The 17,480-nt window shown below is 59.1% G+C and carries 20 protein-coding genes, 1 pseudogene and 1 other annotated feature; of the genes and pseudogenes, 5 read left to right on the plus strand and 16 right to left on the minus strand.

From position 1 onward, the window contains the following. Positions 1–203: 203 nt before the first annotated feature. Positions 204–575, plus strand: a complete 372-nt coding sequence (locus tag ACZ5YA_RS13740; protein ID WP_464092669.1) for a response regulator — start codon at positions 204–206, stop codon at positions 573–575. Here ACZ5YA_RS13740 and ACZ5YA_RS13745 read toward each other — a convergent pair. After that, a protein-coding gene (locus tag ACZ5YA_RS13745; RefSeq protein ID WP_123786977.1) for an IS3 family transposase occupies positions 466–1,715 on the minus strand; the annotation gives its coding sequence in 2 pieces (ribosomal slippage) (positions 466–1,421 and positions 1,421–1,715; 1,251 coding nt in all). The two genes, ACZ5YA_RS13740 and ACZ5YA_RS13745, sit on opposite strands and share 110 nt — an antisense overlap. Next, positions 1,306–1,422, minus strand: a sequence feature (AL1L pseudoknot). Its footprint overlaps the gene before it by 117 nt. Positions 1,716–1,756: 41 nt before the next feature. Between ACZ5YA_RS13745 and ACZ5YA_RS13750 the strand changes: the two are divergent. Next, positions 1,757–2,224, plus strand: a pseudogene (locus tag ACZ5YA_RS13750) (winged helix-turn-helix domain-containing protein); the annotation flags it as partial. 123 nt (positions 2,225–2,347) lie between these two features. On the opposite strand, the gene ACZ5YA_RS13755 reads toward ACZ5YA_RS13750, so the two are convergent. Beyond that, entirely contained in the window at positions 2,348–3,505 is a 1,158-nt protein-coding gene (locus ACZ5YA_RS13755) for a porin (protein ID WP_180098135.1), read from the minus strand. A gap of 493 nt (positions 3,506–3,998) precedes the next feature. On the opposite strand from ACZ5YA_RS13755, the gene ACZ5YA_RS13760 reads away from it, so the two are divergent. Further along, on the plus strand, positions 3,999–4,307 hold the full coding sequence (locus ACZ5YA_RS13760) for a DUF4148 domain-containing protein (protein ID WP_312537801.1): 309 nt from the start codon (positions 3,999–4,001) through the stop codon (positions 4,305–4,307). Positions 4,308–4,655: 348 nt separating this feature from the next. On the opposite strand, the gene ACZ5YA_RS13765 is transcribed toward ACZ5YA_RS13760, so the two are convergent. After that, entirely contained in the window at positions 4,656–4,937 is a 282-nt protein-coding gene (locus ACZ5YA_RS13765; RefSeq protein ID WP_152385244.1) for a DUF4148 domain-containing protein, read from the minus strand. Between the two features lie 102 nt (positions 4,938–5,039). Further along, complete coding sequence (locus tag ACZ5YA_RS13770; protein ID WP_152385245.1) at positions 5,040–5,375, minus strand: DUF4148 domain-containing protein; 336 nt, start codon at positions 5,373–5,375, stop codon at positions 5,040–5,042. Positions 5,376–5,698: 323 nt separating this feature from the next. Between ACZ5YA_RS13770 and ACZ5YA_RS13775 the strand changes: the two genes are divergently transcribed. Next, entirely contained in the window at positions 5,699–7,654 is a 1,956-nt protein-coding gene (locus ACZ5YA_RS13775; protein WP_254636970.1) for a heavy metal translocating P-type ATPase, read from the plus strand. Here the strand turns inward: ACZ5YA_RS13775 and ACZ5YA_RS13780 are convergent. The 5 genes from ACZ5YA_RS13780 to ACZ5YA_RS13800 all read right to left on the minus strand — a co-directional run bounded on the left by ACZ5YA_RS13780 (position 7,617) and on the right by ACZ5YA_RS13800 (position 11,798). Continuing rightward, positions 7,617–7,916 (minus strand): hypothetical protein, encoded by a 300-nt coding sequence (locus ACZ5YA_RS13780; protein ID WP_152385247.1) that lies wholly within the window; start codon positions 7,914–7,916, stop codon positions 7,617–7,619. The genes ACZ5YA_RS13775 and ACZ5YA_RS13780 overlap by 38 nt on opposite strands. A gap of 36 nt (positions 7,917–7,952) precedes the next feature. After that, positions 7,953–8,612, minus strand: a complete 660-nt coding sequence (locus ACZ5YA_RS13785) for a DsbA family protein (RefSeq protein ID WP_152385248.1) — start codon at positions 8,610–8,612, stop codon at positions 7,953–7,955. Continuing rightward, on the minus strand, positions 8,609–9,058 hold the full coding sequence (locus tag ACZ5YA_RS13790) for a disulfide bond formation protein B (RefSeq protein WP_217618828.1): 450 nt from the start codon (positions 9,056–9,058) through the stop codon (positions 8,609–8,611). Before ACZ5YA_RS13790 ends, ACZ5YA_RS13785 begins: the two co-directional genes overlap by 4 nt. Before the next feature lie 42 nt (positions 9,059–9,100). Continuing rightward, positions 9,101–9,610, minus strand: a complete 510-nt coding sequence (locus ACZ5YA_RS13795) for a copper chaperone PCu(A)C (RefSeq protein WP_180098134.1) — start codon at positions 9,608–9,610, stop codon at positions 9,101–9,103. Positions 9,611–9,671: 61 nt separating this feature from the next. Further along, positions 9,672–11,798 carry a heavy metal translocating P-type ATPase gene (locus ACZ5YA_RS13800; protein ID WP_152385250.1) on the minus strand — a complete coding sequence of 709 codons (2,127 nt, stop codon included), beginning with the start codon at positions 11,796–11,798 and terminating at the stop codon, positions 9,672–9,674. 68 nt (positions 11,799–11,866) lie between these two features. On the opposite strand from ACZ5YA_RS13800, the gene ACZ5YA_RS13805 reads away from it, so the two are divergent. Further along, entirely contained in the window at positions 11,867–12,280 is a 414-nt protein-coding gene (locus ACZ5YA_RS13805) for a MerR family transcriptional regulator (RefSeq protein WP_152385251.1), read from the plus strand. Between the two features lie 791 nt (positions 12,281–13,071). On the opposite strand, the gene ACZ5YA_RS13810 is transcribed toward ACZ5YA_RS13805, so the two are convergent. The 7 genes from ACZ5YA_RS13810 to ACZ5YA_RS13840 form a co-directional block, all read right to left on the minus strand. Next, positions 13,072–13,365, minus strand: coding sequence for a HigA family addiction module antitoxin (locus tag ACZ5YA_RS13810; RefSeq protein WP_152385252.1), 294 nt, complete (start codon positions 13,363–13,365; stop codon positions 13,072–13,074). Positions 13,366–13,367: 2 nt separating this feature from the next. Further along, entirely contained in the window at positions 13,368–13,715 is a 348-nt protein-coding gene (locus ACZ5YA_RS13815) for an XRE family transcriptional regulator (protein ID WP_152385253.1), read from the minus strand. Continuing rightward, positions 13,708–14,073, minus strand: a complete 366-nt coding sequence (locus ACZ5YA_RS13820) for a type II toxin-antitoxin system RelE/ParE family toxin (RefSeq protein ID WP_152385254.1) — start codon at positions 14,071–14,073, stop codon at positions 13,708–13,710. Before ACZ5YA_RS13820 ends, ACZ5YA_RS13815 begins: the two co-directional genes overlap by 8 nt. Before the next feature lie 164 nt (positions 14,074–14,237). After that, positions 14,238–16,223 carry a ParB N-terminal domain-containing protein gene (locus ACZ5YA_RS13825; protein ID WP_152385255.1) on the minus strand — a complete coding sequence of 662 codons (1,986 nt, stop codon included), beginning with the start codon at positions 16,221–16,223 and terminating at the stop codon, positions 14,238–14,240. A gap of 26 nt (positions 16,224–16,249) precedes the next feature. Beyond that, complete coding sequence (locus ACZ5YA_RS13830; protein WP_162876433.1) at positions 16,250–16,399, minus strand: hypothetical protein; 150 nt, start codon at positions 16,397–16,399, stop codon at positions 16,250–16,252. Positions 16,400–16,471: 72 nt separating this feature from the next. Further along, positions 16,472–16,921 carry a thioredoxin domain-containing protein gene (locus ACZ5YA_RS13835; RefSeq protein WP_152385256.1) on the minus strand — a complete coding sequence of 150 codons (450 nt, stop codon included), beginning with the start codon at positions 16,919–16,921 and terminating at the stop codon, positions 16,472–16,474. Between the two features lie 40 nt (positions 16,922–16,961). Beyond that, on the minus strand, positions 16,962–17,387 hold the full coding sequence (locus ACZ5YA_RS13840; protein WP_152385257.1) for a hypothetical protein: 426 nt from the start codon (positions 17,385–17,387) through the stop codon (positions 16,962–16,964). Positions 17,388–17,480 lie beyond the last annotated feature (93 nt).

Genomic DNA, 17,480 nt, shown 5'->3' on the forward strand with positions numbered 1-17,480 from the left:
GTTTTTTTTTGCAGATTCGTAATTGACGAGTTCGGGTTCTGACGAAGCTCGGCCGCTAAAGTAGCTTTACATGTAAAGCGATGCTAAGAGCCGGAAGACCAGCACTGTAGCGTTACGTCAACTAGGCTGCAACGGCGGAGTGATCACCGATCACGTCCTTCGCTTTTTTCAACGTCATTTTCAATGACGTATTCAAACGACAAATGAAAATTTTAGTTATTGAAGATGAGCAAAAACTCGCCGAGTTGTTACGCCGCAGCCTTACGGACAACAGCTATATCGTCGATATCGCACTGGATGGCGTCAGCGGTCTCCAACTCGCCTATGAAACGCAATATGACCTAATCATATTGGACATCGGCCTACCCGGCTTAGATGGATTTGAGGTTTTACAACGCATTCGTAAAAACGACAATGTACCTGTCATGATGTTGAATCGCCCCGGTTTTCGCGGAGGCTGTTTGGTTAAAGTAAAACAGCCTCACCGGCGGATGTGCCGAGTAGGTTGTAGTAGTTTGCCTCAGCCTCGGCCGGCGGGATATAGCCGATGGATGAGTGCAGGCGCTTATGGTTGAACCAGGCGACCCATTCCAGCGTTGCCAGCTCGACAGATTCCCTGGTTTTCCAGGGTGCGCGGCGGTGAATCAGTTCAGCCTTGTACAAGCCGTTAATGGTCTCGGCCAGGGCGTTGTCGTAACTGTCACCACGGCTGCCCACGGACGGCTCGATGCCCGCTTCGGCCAGGCGTTCGCTATAGCGGATGCTAACGTACTGCGATCCCCTATCGGAGTGATGGGTCAGAGAACCATCGTTGCCAGGCTGGCGGGCGTATAGGGCCTGCTCCAGCGCATCAAGCACGAAGTCCGTCGTCATGGATTTGCTCACGCGCCAGCCGACAATGCGCCGGGCGTAGACGTCGATGACGAAAGCCACGTACAGCCAGCCCTGCCAGGTCGAGACGTAAGTAAAGTCCGAGACCCATAACTGGTTCGGCCGCTCGGCCCGGAACTGCCGGTTGACCCGATCCATTGGATGGCTGGCCGCATCATCAGTGATGGTCGTTCGCTGCCGCTTGCCGCGCCGCACGCCTTGCAGGCCCTGAGCGCGCATCAGTCGTTCGACCGTACAACGGGCCACCATCACGCCTTCGCGATTCAACTGCCGCCAGACCTTGTCGGCGCCGTAGACGCGATGGTTCTCTTGCCAGACTCGCTGGACGTGCGGCATGAGCTGTTCGTCACGCCGCGCACGGTCGCTGCGCCGCGCCGGATCGCGCAGCCGCGCGGCATGGCGCCGATAGGCCGACGAGGCAACCTGCAACACCTTGCAGATCGGCTCGACCCCGTAAACCTCCCGGTGCCGGTCGATGTAGGTGTTTACGACTTCAGTTTGCGGTCGAGCTCCGCCTGCGCGAAAAAAGCGCTGGCGGTGCGCAGGATGTCGTTGGCGCGGCGCAGCTCTCGGTTCTCCCGCTCCAACTCCTTGATGCGTTCTCGCTCGCTGGTGGTGACGCCTTCGCGCTGTCCGCTGTCGACTTCGTGGCGCTTGACCCAGGTCAGCAGCGTCTGCGCCGAGCAGCCGATCTTGGGCGCGATGGACTCGACCGCCACCCACAGCGACGGGTACTCGCTGCGCGACTCCTGCACCAAGCGCACCGCGCGCTCGCGCACTTCAGGGGAAAACTTGTTCGCGTTGTTTTTGCTCATGGCTCGCATTCTCTCAAGAGTAGGAGCCTCCGCAAAACCCGGGGCGATTCATGTTGACCTCCAGGTCAAGCCTTGAGGACAGAGTACGCGGTCTGGAGCAAGGGGCCGATGATTATTTAATCAAGCCATTCGCACTCTCCGAGCTCCAAGCAAGAGTCCTCGCTCTCAAACGGCGCGCGGCGGGAGCTGGCGATACCATGTCCGGCGGAAATATTCTTCGCGTAGCGGACCTTGAACTGGACCTACTTCGCCGACGAGTAGCGCGAGGGAACTCCCGCATAGACCTCACGGCAAAGGAATTTGGGCTGCTGACGTTCATGATGCGGCGTGAAGGCGAAGTGTTGTCGCGCCTAGTCCTCGCGGAACAAGTTTGGGACATGAACTTCAACAGCAATACGAATGTGGTTGAAGTCGCGGTCCGCCGTCTTCGCGCCAAGGTCGACGATCCGTTCGACATAAAATTGCTGCACACCGTCAGAGGAATGGGCTACACCATCGAGTACCGCGAGCCCGAATAGGCTTGCCACTGACGCTCTGCAATTGTCTAGCCGCTCTAATGGCTCCTCTCGCCAAAAAAATGAGGACATAGCGGGTTATGGGCACCCCACTATGTCCTCCGCACGCTAGGTGCGCATTACGCGTCAGAATGCGTGGCGCAAGCCGATCACCGCCTCCCTGGCTTTTACATCGCTTTGAAATGCAAAGTTGTTCGTATAGGTGGCAGCAGCGTACATCGTCGTGCGCTTCGAAAGCGTGTAGGAGTAGCCCAACGCAAACGTGTTGCTGGTCGAGTCTCCACCGGTCAGGTCGCTATTGTTCGGATCGACTCGCTGCCACGAACCAAACATGCTGCTAGCGCCACCCAAGGGGACGGATGCTGCGATCAGATAGGAATTCGAGCTGAAACCATCGACGAATGTGTTGGACGGCGTACCGCGGAACGTTCCGACCGAGGCGCTCGATGGGAGCCCCTTGCCAGCAAACCAGCCATCGGTTGCTCGTTCGTATGCCAGCGCCAGCTTAAAGACTTCAAAGTCGTATGAGCCGCCCAGCGTGAACGAGCGAGGAGTGGCCGCAGTTTGGGCCGAGGTCAGTTTGTTCGACGCATTCAATTGGTCATATGCGAAGAATGCCATGAGCGGACCATTGGCATAGCTAATGCCAGTCGTAATTGCTCGAGTGTTATCGGCCGTCCGGAAGCCCGTCTGGGCCGCGTTACGGTCGTCGGCATTAAATGCATAGCCAGCCGATAGGCGGAAGCCGCCCATCGAAGGGCTTTCATACAGCGCCAGGTTGTCATAGCGCACGAAATACGCCGCGCTGAAGCCAAGGCCTCCACCCGTATTGAGCTGCGTGAAGCCGCCGCCAAATCCGGAACCATACATCGAAGCCATAAGACGCGACGCTACGTTGTACTGGCGCCCAAGACGAAACTCACCCCATTGGTCGCTGCCAAGGCCGATGGTAGCTTCACGACCGAACAGGCGATTGTTTTGGAGAGACGAGCCGTTAGCGGAATCGTACCCAGACTCGAGGCGGAAGGTCGCGTACAGGCCATCACCCAAATCTTCCTTTCCGCGCAGGCCCCAACGCGACCCGGCCGTTTGGCCATTAGTCATCGCCACTCGGCTCCCGTCGAATTCGGACTTCGCGCCCGTTCGAGGATCAGTGTAGGACCCGTCGACCTTGGCGTAGCCAATCCCGGTATCAATAATTCCATACAGCGTTACCGACGACTCGGCGTATGCAGCCGTGGAAAGTGTTGCCGCAGAAATTGCCAGCAATAGAGATTTCTTCACAAATTGCTCCTTTATCACAGAGGCGGACTGGATGGCCTCGCCGATAGAAGAAACGCGAAGTCCGTTTCGCATTTCCATTTCGCGGTGTCTATTCGGCAAGTGCCAAGCAAGTGTGGAGATTGTTCATCGACAAAAAACCAACGATTGGATTACATATATGTCTGCATCCAGTCATTAATGACCATTAACCGCTGCGTGCCAACGCAACTCTATGTTTCCTCTCGATTTTGCAGCGACGGAGGACAATTCAGACCCCTTAACGCCATCCGTTAATTCTCATACGCTCCCCACGTGCGGTTGCAAAATCACAACACCCTTCCAAAATCGAAATAGACACTCGTGGGCTCCACATTTCCAAATCCGGACAAAAACGTAATTTTGTAGTCGCGGTTTGGATGGGATGTCTTCGATACAATTCCTATACGCGTTAAGTGATGATGATTTATTAATACCGGCGTCAGTGCGTACCGCCGGTAATCAAATGGAGTTGGCGATGAAAATTTCCCTCAAGATCCTTTCGGCCTTCGTATTGATTGCGACGCCCATGGCGTACGCTGGCGCGCAAACCGCAGTGCCGGCCAACGCAGCCTCGACGTACTCTAGCGGAATTGACCGGGGACTCACTCGAGCGGAAGTACAAGCAGATCTCGCAGTGTGGAAACGTGCAGGAGTGGATCGCTTCTGGAACCAAGACGAAACGCCCGACATTTACAGCCGCGAATACAGAATGGCGTATGCGGAATATGTTCGCCTTCGCAGCGGCACCGAGTATCAACAAGAGCTGGAACGCCTCAAACGCTAAGGCGATCTCCACCGGCGGCGAGCGGCCTCCTCCACCGCGAAGGGAAGAGGCCTTTTTTGGTGCACATTCTATCGAAATGTGCACCTTTTTTTATTGAACAATTTCTTCGGATGAAGACTTAGCCGTTTCGGAATCGGCACCTCGACATCATAGATGAAAGCAAAGAGAAAGGACCGTTAAAACGGCGAGAGCGACGCTCGCATACAGCCAAGGTGGCCTCGAGCATCGCATCCCAAGTTGGTTGCCCAACGATTTTCTTCGATATATCTAGACAGTGGACGACTTACAGGTGACAGGCCCGCTGTCTTTTCTGGCAGAGCCGCACGCACTGTATGAAGGAACGCTGCATTATTGCTCTTCGCCCTTGAGGCGATTAAGTTCCTCCTGATACTCCGGTCCGTTGCGAAGCTCCAAATAGTTAGCATAGCTCTTACGGTAGGACGCACTGTAAATATCGGGTGTGTGCCGACCTTTGTAGAACTTGTTCATTCCGGCTCGCTTCCACATGGCCAAGTCAGCACGCACTTCTGCTCGCGTTTTCGCGCCCTCGGCCGATGGTGCAGGGCCGCTCGTCATCGCGCAGCCAGAAAGGAACATCACCGAAAGCGCAATTGCGACACGAATCCTCATACATGACCCTCGAATTTAGTTTCGCCAACGGACGGAGGAGCACCCAACCGCGTGGAATTTCCCCACGAATGAGCGCTACCTCCTGCCAAAAGCAGACGGCACTTAAGCACCGGTGTTGTAGATTTCGTCGAGGCGCGCACGCTCTTCGGGGGTGATCGAATCGCGTTCTTTCGCAACTTGCTCACGGGTTTTTTCAGTTGGAACCATCCAACCAGGCTTTGCCGCATTCAGGTTGGTAAAGAACCATTCCCTCTTATTGGATTTTGCGGCGACGAGCTCCTGCCGAACTTGCTCCGAGGTTTTTCCACTTTGGCTGTCGCTAATGTGAACTTCGTAGCCGATCTCAGTGTTTGTATTGTGAAATGTGTCGGCGTGGGCGGTCGAACTCAGAGCACCCAAAGTAAGTGCGATGGCGGCGCTAGAAATAGTTACTTTCATCTCAGTGATCCTCACGTTAGTTGTCGTCGCGCAGAAGCGACTGACTTAATAATGTAAAGATCGCGTTTCGACAGTTTGCCGTCTTTATTATTACAATTCTGTAATGATGCGCTTCGTCGACCGTTCCGCTTTTAGAATTCCGACTAGGCCAATCCGGCGGAATTGGCGCGCATCATAAACGACTAATTGCGTACGGAATAGCCGTTTCATGACACGCCTCCTCCAAACACCACATGGGACTTTTGAGTGTTGCCTTATGACCGAGAACCAATAAGTCGGCGGTTCGCGTGAATGGCAGTGAAATCCAAAGCAAGGACGTAAAAATGACGACTAGCATCACCCGGGCGATTACAGCGCTTTCAGCGGAGGTATATTTTGCTTTCGCGTGCGGCGCGTTGCTGGGGACCGGGGCCGGGATTGAACGCTGGTGGCCGTCTATCCCGGGATGGGTGCCTCTCGCCATGTACGTCTCGGCGTACGTGTTTGGAGGAGCTTTCACCGTGCGAGACGCCTTCAATAGCTGGAAGGAGCGGCGCCTCGAAATCGACAGCTTGATGCTCATTGCCGCCGCTGGCGCTGCCGCGCTCGGAGCATGGGCCGAAGGCGCTCTCCTTCTCTTCTTGTTCAGCCTAGGGCACGCGCTGGAGCATTTCGCGATGGGGCGGGCGAAGCGGGCAATCGAAGCCCTGGCAGAACTTGCGCCAAAAACGGCTACGGTGCGTCGCGATGGCCAAGTTCGCGAGATTGCAGTCGAAGAAATTGAGGTGGGCGACCAGGTTATCGTCAAGCCGAACACGCGGCTTCCCGCAGACGGCTTTGTCATCAAGGGAAGCTCAAGTGTCGATCAAGCCCCCATAACAGGCGAGAGCATTCCAGTAGACAAGGCCCCCGTGCCTGACGCTGCCATTGCGCGCAGCCGGCCGGCTGGCGTCGATCCCAAATCTCAAGTGTTCGCCGGCACGATTAACGGGTCGGGCCTGATGGAGGTCGAGGTCACTCGTAAGTCGAGCGACTCAACCCTTGCCCGCGTCGTAGCGCTGGTCGAGCAGGCCGACGTTAGAAAGTCGCCAACGCAGCGGTTCACGGACAGATTCGAGCGAATCTTTGTGCCGACCGTCCTAAGCATCGCGTTCCTATTGCTTTTCGCCTGGGTCATTGTTGATGAGCCATTCCGCGATAGCTTCTACCGCGCGATGGCGGTACTTGTCGCAGCTAGCCCTTGTGCTCTTGCCATCGCAACGCCGAGCGCAGTGCTTTCAGGTATCGCTCGCGCGGCACGGGGCGGCGTACTCATCAAGGGCGGCGCCCCGCTGGAGGAACTTGGAAGCCTGAAAGCACTAGCTTTTGACAAAACCGGTACCTTGACTGAAGGCCGCCCTCGAATTACCGACATCTTGCCGGCACCTGGGGTCTCCGAACAGGAGCTAGTCGCGATTGCGGTGGCAGTAGAGTCGCTAAGTGATCATCCGTTAGCCGCGGCCATTGTTCGAGATGGTCGCCAAACTCTCGGAACGTATCCGATCCCAGAAGCTTCCCAGGTGGAAAATTTCGTTGGCCAGGGAATCACGGCCAAAGTGGGTTCGCAAAGCGTATGGATCGGAAAAGTTGAGATGTTCGGCGCGTCTGGCATTCCGCAGCTCGAAAGCTCGACGATGGCCGCCGCCGACGAGTTGCGGGAGGATGGCCGAACAACGATGGTCGTGCGACTGGGAGACAGAGATCTCGGTGCCATTGGACTAATGGATACGCCACGGCAGGGTGCTGCCGAAACCATAGAAGATCTGCGGCAACTGGGGATTTCCCACATGGTGATGATCTCTGGCGACCATGAGAACGTCGCCCGCGCCATTGCGAACAAAGTGGGCATTGAGGACGCACGGGGCAATTTAATGCCGGAGGACAAAGTTCAAGTGATTCGCGATCTTAGGGCTGATGCTGAAATCGCGATGATCGGAGACGGTGTGAACGATGCCCCCGCCATGGCAAATGCGACTGTGGGTATCGCCATGGGTGCCGCCGGATCAGACGTCGCACTGGAAACGGCCGATGTCGCTTTGATGGCGGATGATCTGCGCCATCTGCCTTTTGCGGTCGGACTGAGCCGCCAGACTCGACGAATCATTCGTCAGAATCTGTACGTCAGTCTCGGTATCGTCGCTGTCCTAGTACCTGCGACGATCATGGGGCTGAGTATGGGCGCTGCAGTCGCCGTCCATGAAGGATCGACGCTGCTCGTAGTTTTTAACGCTTTGAGATTGCTGGCCTACCGAAAGGGTTAGGAGGTTCCGTTACGAGCTTTTCGAGCCAGGAAATTCGTCCCGAGCAAAGTTCCAAGAAGCGGACTCGCGTAAAAGCGCGCCCCAATTCCGCCTTCGGCGCCCGGAGAAACGTCACGAACAGCATGAGCGCCAGGGCCGGATTGATGGCCGCATCCAGTGACGTGGTTGCCGGGGTGAGATACGCCGTGAGCGCCGCAAGGAACGTGGCGAGGAGATAAATGGAGATCTGGTGGCGTTCCAGCCAGTCACGCAGACGAGTCATGGCATCTTCGGTTCTGATGCGTGGGCGGAAAAGCAGCTATTTTCCACCACCTTGCAGCGCACGCTCGACAGCAGTCGCCAAACCCTCGGGGCTCAGCCGGGTCAGGCGCGTGCCATTGACGAAAAATGTCGGCGTGCCTTTGATTCCCACCGTGTTGACGTCCGCCTCATCCGCCTTGATGAGGGCGCTGATAGCGGCATCGTGCATTTCTTCGCGCGCCCTCTTCTCATTCAGCCCCACCCTCACCGCTGCGCGCCATGCCGCAGTCACGTTGGGATCGTCGTGCCATTCGGGCTGGGCCTCGAGTATCGCCTCCAGCACCGGTTCGAAGAGGCCCTGGCGGCGCGCGGCCTCCAGCATCCGCACGGTTTCCTCGGATCCCTTGTGGAACAGCACATAGCGCATCACCACGCGGACGTCGTTCGGATACTTGCTCAGGATCTGCTTGACGTAGGGGTAGAACGCCCGGCATCCCTCGCATGAGGGATCGAAGAACTCCACGATGGTGACCGGGGCATCGAATCGTCCAATCACCGGCGAATGAAAGCGCACCAGTGTCGTGGCTTCGGTCGCCGGCGTTCCCGTTTGGCTGGCTTGCGGCGAAGGCTCGCTTGCCGGGCGTATGAGAACCGCTGCCGCGGCAAAGGCAATGACCGAGACAACACTAATGATGATGACAAGCAGACGTCGATTCATTTTTTTGAGTGGAAACGGACCAATAAGAGGGAGAGGACGACGAAGGTGAACGCGATCAGGGAAAGAAACGGCAGTGGTATCGAACCGAAGATTGCCATTCCGGCCCCTGAGCATGACGCCTCTGCCGAGCACGCGACGATCTCAGGTTCGATCACGCGCCAGTACAACAAGGTGTGGTAGGCGGCGAATCCTGCGCCGGCCCCCGCCAACGGCAAGGCGTAGCGCCAAGCGCCCAAGTCGCCGCGGTAGCAGGCAACCCCAAGCACCACTACCAGAGGGAACATGAATATCCGCTGGTACCAGCACAACACGCACGGCGTCCTGCCGAGCACTTCCCCGATGAACACGGCGGACAGGGTCGCAATCAATGCCGTCACCCACGCCATGGTCAGCCAGGCGGCGGCGTTTCGCGCATGATTTGTCGACCGAGAGGCAACACTCGACACGGCAGGCTCCTATCCCAATCCCACGTAGCGTTGTGTGGGGTGTCAGTGCGAATGCGTTGCGCCGGCGCCGCCGCTGATGGCGCCAGGCGATTTCAGCGAACCGATAGGCCCGGCGCGCAACTCGACGGCAATCTCCCCTGCCCGCTCGAAGCGCAAGGTGACCGGCACGACCTCGTCCTTGACGATGGGTTGCTTCAACCCCATGAACATGAGGTGAACGCCTCCCGGTGCCAGAACCACTTCCTTACCGGCCGGAATCTCCAGGCCCTTTTCCAGCCAGCGCATGCGCGCCATACCCCCAGTGGTTTCGGACGCATGGATTTCGGTTTTGTCCGACAACGGCGAACTGGCGCCAATAAGCCGGTCCGGTTGCGTGCCGCTGTTGACCACCGTCACATACCCGCCGCCGACCCGAATTCCCGGCGGCGTCGCGCGGGCCCACGCCTCACGAACGGTCACGGTCGACGATTCCGCCGCTTGGACAGCGGGAACGACGGAGGTCACCAGCGCGGAAATCGCGCAAAGTCCGATGCAGGTACGGATGCTGATCAATGTTTCACCTTTTGGTCTGTAGAAGTTGGGAAGCCGCACCAATTCGGCCTGGCAGGCGGCGTCAATCGTGCCCGCGATAACGCAGTAAACGCAGCGCGTTCGCCGTCACTAGAACGGTGGCGCCGGTATCCGCAAGGATTGCCATCCAGAGCGTCGTGACGCCCATTACCGTCGTCACCAGGAAGATCGCCTTCAGGCCAAGCGCGAGCGCGATGTTCTGCCAGATATTGCCGAGCGTGACCCGCGATAGATCGATCAGGTTGGCGATGCCCATCACCCGGTTCTGAAGCAGCGCCGCATCCGCGGTTTCAAGCGCAACATCCGTGCCACCGCCCATCGCGACGCCGACTGAGGCCGTGGCCAAGGCAGGTGCGTCATTGATCCCGTCGCCCACCATCGCGACATGGCCCTCTTGCTTCAGCGCTTCGATGGCGGCCAGCTTCTCTTGAGGCAGCAGCTCAGCCTGCACACTGACGCCCAAGGCGGCCCCGATCGCATCGCCCGTTCGGCGGTTGTCGCCCGTCAGCATGACGGTCTTCACCCCCATCCCAAGCAAGCGCTTCAGCGCCTGGGCCGCGTCAGCACGCGGTTCATCGCGCAAGGCGATCAGGCCGCTGATACGCTTGCCGGCCAACACCACGACCACGGTTTTGCCTTCCTGTTCCAGCCTGGAAATGGACTGGCGAACCGGATCCTCGATGGGAGCAAGTTCCTCGGCATAGCGTGGCGACCCCACCGAGGCAAATCCCGATTTCAACCGCGCGGTAACCGCCTTGCCCGGGATGGCGAGCGCCGCCCCGAAACTCTGCGGCAACTCCAGGTTCCGGGCCTCGGCCGCTTCCACGATTGCCGCGCCCAAGGGGTGGCTGGTCTTGCGCTCGACTGCGGCGGCCCGGGCCAGCACCTCGTCCTCGGTTCCTTCGACGGCGACGATATCTGTGATGCGAGGACGGCCTTCCGTAAGTGTTCCGGTCTTGTCGAAAGCAACGGTTTTGATCTTGCCCAAGGTCTCCAGAGCCGCCCCGCCCTTCACCAGCAGCCCCCGGCGAGCCCCGGCGGCCAGACCTGAAGCGATTGCCGCGGGCGTGGAAATGACCAGCGCGCACGGGCAAGCAATAAGCAGCGTCGCCAGGCCGCGATAGATCCAGGTCATCCAGTCGCCATCGAACAGCAGTGGCGGAACGATTGCGATCAGGAGAGAAACCGCCATCGCCGCCGGGGTGTAGACGCTGCTGAACCGGTCAATGAAGCGTGCCAACGGCGCCTTGGACTCTTGCGCCTCTTCGACCATGTGGATGATGCGGGCGATGGTGTTGTCCGCCGCCGTCCGAGAGATCGACATGCGCAGCTCGCCATTGCCGTTGATGCTGCCGGCGTACAGGTTCGCGCCAGGCTCCTTTGCCACAGGCACGGATTCCCCGGTGATCGGCGCCTCGTTCACCTCGGAAATGCCCTCAAGCACGGCGCCGTCAGACGGAACCCGGTCGCCGGGCCTGACGATGGCGACATCGCCTACGGCGAGCTGTTCCACAGGGACGGTTTCAAGTTTGCCATCCTGTTCGCGAAGCGCTTGTCTCGGCGCGAGATCCATAAGCGCCTTGATGGCGGAACGTGCGCGGCCGGCGGCAACGGTCTCCAGAAGTTCACCCACCGCAAACAGGAATATCACCACCGCGGCCTCTTCCGCAGCGCCGATGACAAGCGCGCCGATAGCGGCCACGGACATCAGGGTTTCAATGCTGAACGGGGTGCCCGTGGTCGCACTGGCGTATGCCCGGCGCACGACAGGCACGATGCTGACGATGGCGGCCGCCGAATACACCCAGCGCTCGAATTGGGGGAAAAGCTGGGCTGCGATGAAGGCGACGGCAAACGCCAAGCCTGTCATCCACACCAGCCTGGCCTTCTTGGTTCGCCAGAATGGCAGCGCATCCTGATCACCCGAGCTTGCCGCAGTCGCGGCTGCGTCGTGACTGACAGGCGTGAAGCCCAGCGCGCGGATTTGGGCCTCGATCTTTTGCTGGCTGCTGCGGTCTTCGTCGTAGGACAGCGCCAGGCTTTCCTGACCATAGCTGACGTTGATGTCCGTCACGCCGGGAAGGCGCTTCATGGCGTTTTCGATCTTGACCGCACAGGCGCCGCAATCCATTCCCTCGATGCGCAATTTGAGGGCTTTGTTGGTGGACATAGCAGAACTCGACATGATTTAAACAATCCGCGTACCATAAACCCCGTAGTGACTACAGAGTCAAACCTATGAGCGCACGGCCGCTGACCATCGGATTCCTCGCACGGGCAACCGGCACCAATATCGAAACCATCCGCTATTACGAGCGTGAAGGCTTGCTCCCGCCGCCTGAACGGACGCAGGGCAATTACCGCGCCTATGAACCCAGCCACCTGCAACGACTGGCCTTCATCCGAAAAGCGCGTGACCTGGGATTCTCGCTTACTCAGGTTCGGACACTGCTATCGCTATCCGATGACAAAACCCGCTCATGCGCCGCCATCGATGAGATAGCGATGGAACACCGAAAAGCTGTCGAACAGAAGATCCGAGACCTTCGGGCCCTGAAATCCGAGCTCGACAATCTGATCGATCAATGCAGCTGCGGTACCGTGGCCGAGTGCCGCATCATCGAATCACTGTCGCCTCCCCCTGTTGCCTAGCCGCCGATCGCAGCCCATCCAACCTCGAACTCGGATCTAGGGAAGGGTTAGCCTGGTGTGCGCCCTCATCGCCGCTGTCGAGAGTTAATTAACTTCGAAGCCAGTTTCCATTTGAATAAGAAGGCTGGGCGAGATTTGGTTTATCCACGTTAGGCATCGCGGATCTCTGAAGTTTGGATTGGGCCAACCACTTCATTGAACTTGGGCATGCAGAAAAAAAATGCCTCGTGCTTCGGTCCTTGGGCCTTAGTCCTCTCCTCCAGTCCACAACCCGGCAATCAGTTGGCGCGTTTGTCTCAATATGGTCTCAACCTTGTCTCACGCCTGTCGCATTTGTGTCTCGCAACAGTCTCACATGTGTCCCATTTGCGTCTTATGTATGTCTCAGAGGTGTCTCAACACGTAGGGCCGGACTGCGAAATTGGCGAGAATTGGACTGATGAATACAGCAGAAATCCGCGTAAAGCGGCCATTCTTGCGGCCCACGGCATTTGTGCGTGCTTCGTTGTCAGACAAAAGAAAACGGCCGACCGCAGGGAAAACCCAAAATAATCAAAGAGATGACAGCACCCGAAGGGTGCGTCCTGTGTGGTGGCCTTAAGGGGCCCGGCGCCGCCCCTGGCGCCGGGGACTTTAAGGGCACCTGTGAGCGTCCGGGGGACGCTCACGAAGTCCGAAGGACGGCCCCACCGGCGCAGCCGGTGGGACTGGACGCCCCGATCAAAACCCGCCGTTCATCCAAAGCAAAAGGCCGCCCTAGGGCGGCCTTTTGCTTTGGCGGATGTTGAAAGTCAGTGCATGCCAGCAGGAAACGCCAGCGGCCTGACGGGCGGCTGTTGACGCTGAAGCGCTTGCCAGAGGTCATAGTTGGCCTGCATTGTCATCCATGCCTGGGCGGTGCTTGCCCCGGCTTGTTCCAGCCGGACAGCGAGGTCCGGGCTGATACCTGCATTGCAGTTGAGGACACGGGACAGGGCCACCCGGGACATGGCAATCCGGTCAGCCGCTTCGGCGACGGACAGCCCGAGTGGGGCAATAATGTCCTGCCGGAGAATTTCGCCGGGATGCGGAGGGTTGTGGATCACGGCTATCTGGCCTCCATATGCTCAGTCCCACCGGCCTGAGTAGACAGGTCGGAAAAGTTGCTGATCCGCACCGATCCATCCGGAAAACGGGCGACCACATCAAGCTGACCACCCATCGCCTCGATGTGGCTGCGCAGCGTCGAAATGTACATGTCCGTCCGCTTCTCCATCTTGGCGATGGACGGTTGCTGTACGTGCAATATCTCGGCCAGGACCTTCTGCGACAGGCCCCGAGCTTGACGCAATTCTTGGAGCGGCATGTCTCGGAGCATTTCGGCCGTGGCGGCCTGGGCGCGAGCCTGAGATTCCGGCGACATGGCCGAGCGGAGCGTTGAGAATTTCTTAGCCATTGATCTGCCCTTCCTTTCGCAATTGTTCCAAATGATCGTCGTACAGCTTGTCTGCTCGCGGCACGAATTCTTCATACCAGCGGTCCTTCCCGGTTTTGTCACCGCCTATGAGCAAAATGGCGGTTCTCCTGGGATCAAACGCATAGAGCGTGCGCAGCGGATGGCCGCCCGCCTGTGTCCGAAGCTCGCGCATGTGTTCGTGTTTCGAGCCGTTTATCCCACTCGAATGAGGAAACCCAAGCGACGTGCCTCTTTCCTCCAGAAGGCCGACCGTAGCGGCCACTGATTCCTGCTCGCTGACCGACAAGGTGTTCCACCAGTCTTCGAACTCGTCCGTGAACTCAACTTCCCAAACCATCAGTTCCCCGCCTCGGTTGTTTGCTCGATTATAACCTAGAGGGAATATTCCATCAAGGGAATACCCAGGAGAAAATCGATGGTCATACGACCGACGGGCGGGCAATGCCCGCCCGTCCGCACTCGCTTCTAAGTTCCCCATCCGCCCGGGTGCCCGAGTGGGACTTACGGCTCCATTTCTCCCATCGGGTGTTCCACCGCCATTGCGACCTGAAGGGGTTGGACGCGCATCAGTTCAGGCACCCAGCCCTTCCCTTCCAGCAATTGCTCGGCTGCTGCGGCGGCCTGGGCCTTCTTCATCGCCAGCAGCGGCTTCGCCTGCTCGGCATCCATCGCCTCGGTGACCACTGCCGCTATTCGATCCTTCGACACATGGGCAAGGTAGGACTGCGCGGTCGGCTTCCACCACTTGCTCATGTCCAGGCCAATCACTTCGCCCAAGCGGTCAAGGTGCCGGGGTTCCTTCCCATAAGAATGGCTTTGGCTGCGGTATATCGAAACGCTGGACAGTACGGCCAGCAAGTCGAGTAGGTCCGTGAGCGACTGCTCCAACAGCCAGGGCAGTACAGCCGCACCGTCCTCGGGAATCTGATTCGTGACGGCCTCAATCTGCGCCTGCACTGCTGCCCACGCCGGACTGTCCTTGATGCTCTCGTCCGTCTTCGCCAGCTCGTAATGCGCTGTCCGCATCGAAACATCGAACGAGTCTCCGGCGCTGCTTCGGCGGCTGCTGTCGAAGTCGCCAAGCATCTGCTCGATGAGCAGGCAAAGCGCCAGGGTGGGACGCATCATGATTTCGGCCTGTAGGGCAATGACGCGCTGTGCCTGGAGTCGGTTGGTCAGCGCCTCGGAATGCACGGGGCGCGTCAGGACCGGGGGCAGGTCCACGCCCGCCGTCGTCTGGCCGTGGCCCTCGTCGCTGCGCATGACCTGGGCCACGGCCTCGCGCTCGTCCTGGCGGATCAGGCCACGGGTGACGGTCAAGTCGCCGTGATAGTCCAGGTGCACAATCGCTCCGCACAGGGCTTTCAGTTCAACCGGGTAGTCGAAAAGCTCCGCCCGGATCTCCCGAATTTGTCCTTCGTAGCCGCGAATGACGCCGCGACGCTTGTCCAGGTCGGCGACGTCGTAGCCCTCAATTTCTTGCAGTTCAGCAAGCTTCGTTCGCGCAGCGTCGATCTTCTTTTGCAGCCCGTCGAGTTGCTTGGCTTGGGCCTTGTCCGGCTCTTGGTAGGAACGCTGAATCTCGCCAAAGGGCTTCTTGTCGGGGTGCTCGAACGACAGGCGGCACTCCACCCACAACCAACCCTCGGCCTGCACCGCCTTGAAAAGTTTGGAACGCTGCATCTTGGCGTCGGCCATGCTGCGCACCTTTTCCGGGTCGGCCAAATAGGCGTCGTCCTCGAAGAGGTCGCGGCGGACTTCTCCGCCCGCCTTCTCGTAGGCTGCGACGGTCACGTACCGCGCCACGGGCGAATCGCCGCGCATTTCGGTTTCGGCCAGCAACCGGCGGATGCAGTAGTCCCGGTTCCAGGTTTGGCCGGCCGAAGCCTTCCATGCCGCCTCCTGGCGGGCGTGGTCCGAAACCGACGCGAGCGCCTGCATTTCGTCCATCTTGATCTTGCCATCGCGGAACAGTTGCATGAGCGTGGGCGACACGCTGCCCAGCGCCAGCAGCTTCTTTACGGCCGATTCCGATGCGCCATGCGCGGCGGCGATTGCCGCGACCGTCCAGTTGTCGGCGCGCAGGCGCGCATATGCTGTGTACACGTCGGCCGGGTGCATCGCCTTGCGCCCGATGTTCTCGATCAGACTGGCGTGGTGCGCATATTCGCCTGGGATCACGAGGCACGGGACCGCGTAGTCGGCGGGAAAAACGCCGTCTTCGATCAGCAGGCCGAGGGCCGTCCAGCGCCGTCCGCCCGCGCACACCTCATAGGAGCCATCCGGCGCTGCGACGACAACGAGGTTTTGCAGCAGCCCGCCCATCGCCTGGATGGTGGCTTTCAGTTCCAGAATTTCTGCGTCTTGTTTGCGGTCCTGCGGGCTACGCGCTTGATACGCTTCGCTCAAACGCAATTGCGAATGAGGGATATCCATGCGCGTGGCGGCGGCGTGGACGGCGGCGAGTTCGTTGGAATCGAGTTTCATGATTGGGGTTCCGGTCGATATCGAGATCAGTGCAATTGGGCGGGGACTTCGGGCGCGTCGAGCGCGGCGATGAGGGCGGTAAGCTGGCGCATCGTCATCGCGGGGATGCGAAAGCTCAGGCCCAGCCGGTGGGCGCGGCGCATGTCATGCGCCAATCTGATAAAGTCGTGGTTCATCACGGTTCTCCTTTTGACGGGTGGGTCGAGGTGCAAGCCCCTATCGGTTGCAGCCGAGTAGGGGCTTTTCGTTTAGTAGCCGAGCCAGTTCAGCAGGTCGCGCCCGCGATACAGCGGCTGATCGCCATGGTCGGCAAAGAAGTCTTGGGCGTTTGCTTGGTGGTCGCGCAGTTGCAGCACTACCTGCAACCGCGTCAAAACGGCTTCCTCGGCCGTCTCTCTGTCGCGCAACCCGTCCGCGTCGACCACGCCGGTATCCAACAGGTCGGCCAAGAGTTCGATGAGGTCGGGGCGATGGCCAGTCCAAGCAACGAACTCGTTTTCAACTGCGACAGTCACGACGGGCGCAAAATCAAAGCCATTACGAGCCAGCGCGGTCCCGTAATCCATGGCGCTGCGTTCGGCGTACTGAACGCCGCGCTGCGCCAGGGCGGCTTTGGTCAAGGCGCATTCAGCGCCTCCCAGGACGGTGTAAAGGACGATAGTCGTATCGGTCGTGTCCTGTTCTTGGGGTGCGTTCATGGAAAGCCTCCTTTCGTTGCGCGGATGGGTTGTCGAGGGGTTACTTGGCAGCGAGCGCCAGGACGTGCCCGCCGCTCAACTTCTTGGCGAAGTTCCAGCCGCTTGTCCAAGCTCCGACCAGAACGGGCACGTCTGCCAACAGCGCGGGCATGTCGGTCTGTTCGTGGCCTGCCTTGCATTCTTCTTCGCCCAGGCTGAAGGCCATGTCCATTGCCCGCGTCCACAGCAGCTTGCGGACCTCTTCGCGGTGCCGATCTTGCGACCGAATCCACATATCCAGCACGTCCACGCCGCGCCGGTCTTGACGCGCCTGCGCACCGAGCAATTTCTCTATCGCCAAGGCCACAATGTTGGTATTCAGCGTCGCGTGGTCGTTCATGTTCGTTTGCTCCAAAAAGAGAGGTCGCACGCCACCCGATCCTGAAGAAGTCGTCCGAGCGTGGGTTTGTTGGATTTGGTTGTTCATGGTCTTTCCCTCCGCGTTGTTCGCATCCGTTCCTGTGAGGCCTGTCCGTGCCGTCCGTGACCGCGGAGGGACGACTGGAAAGGGCCGGAGCAG

The organism is Achromobacter sp. JCM 18799, assembly GCF_055395645.1.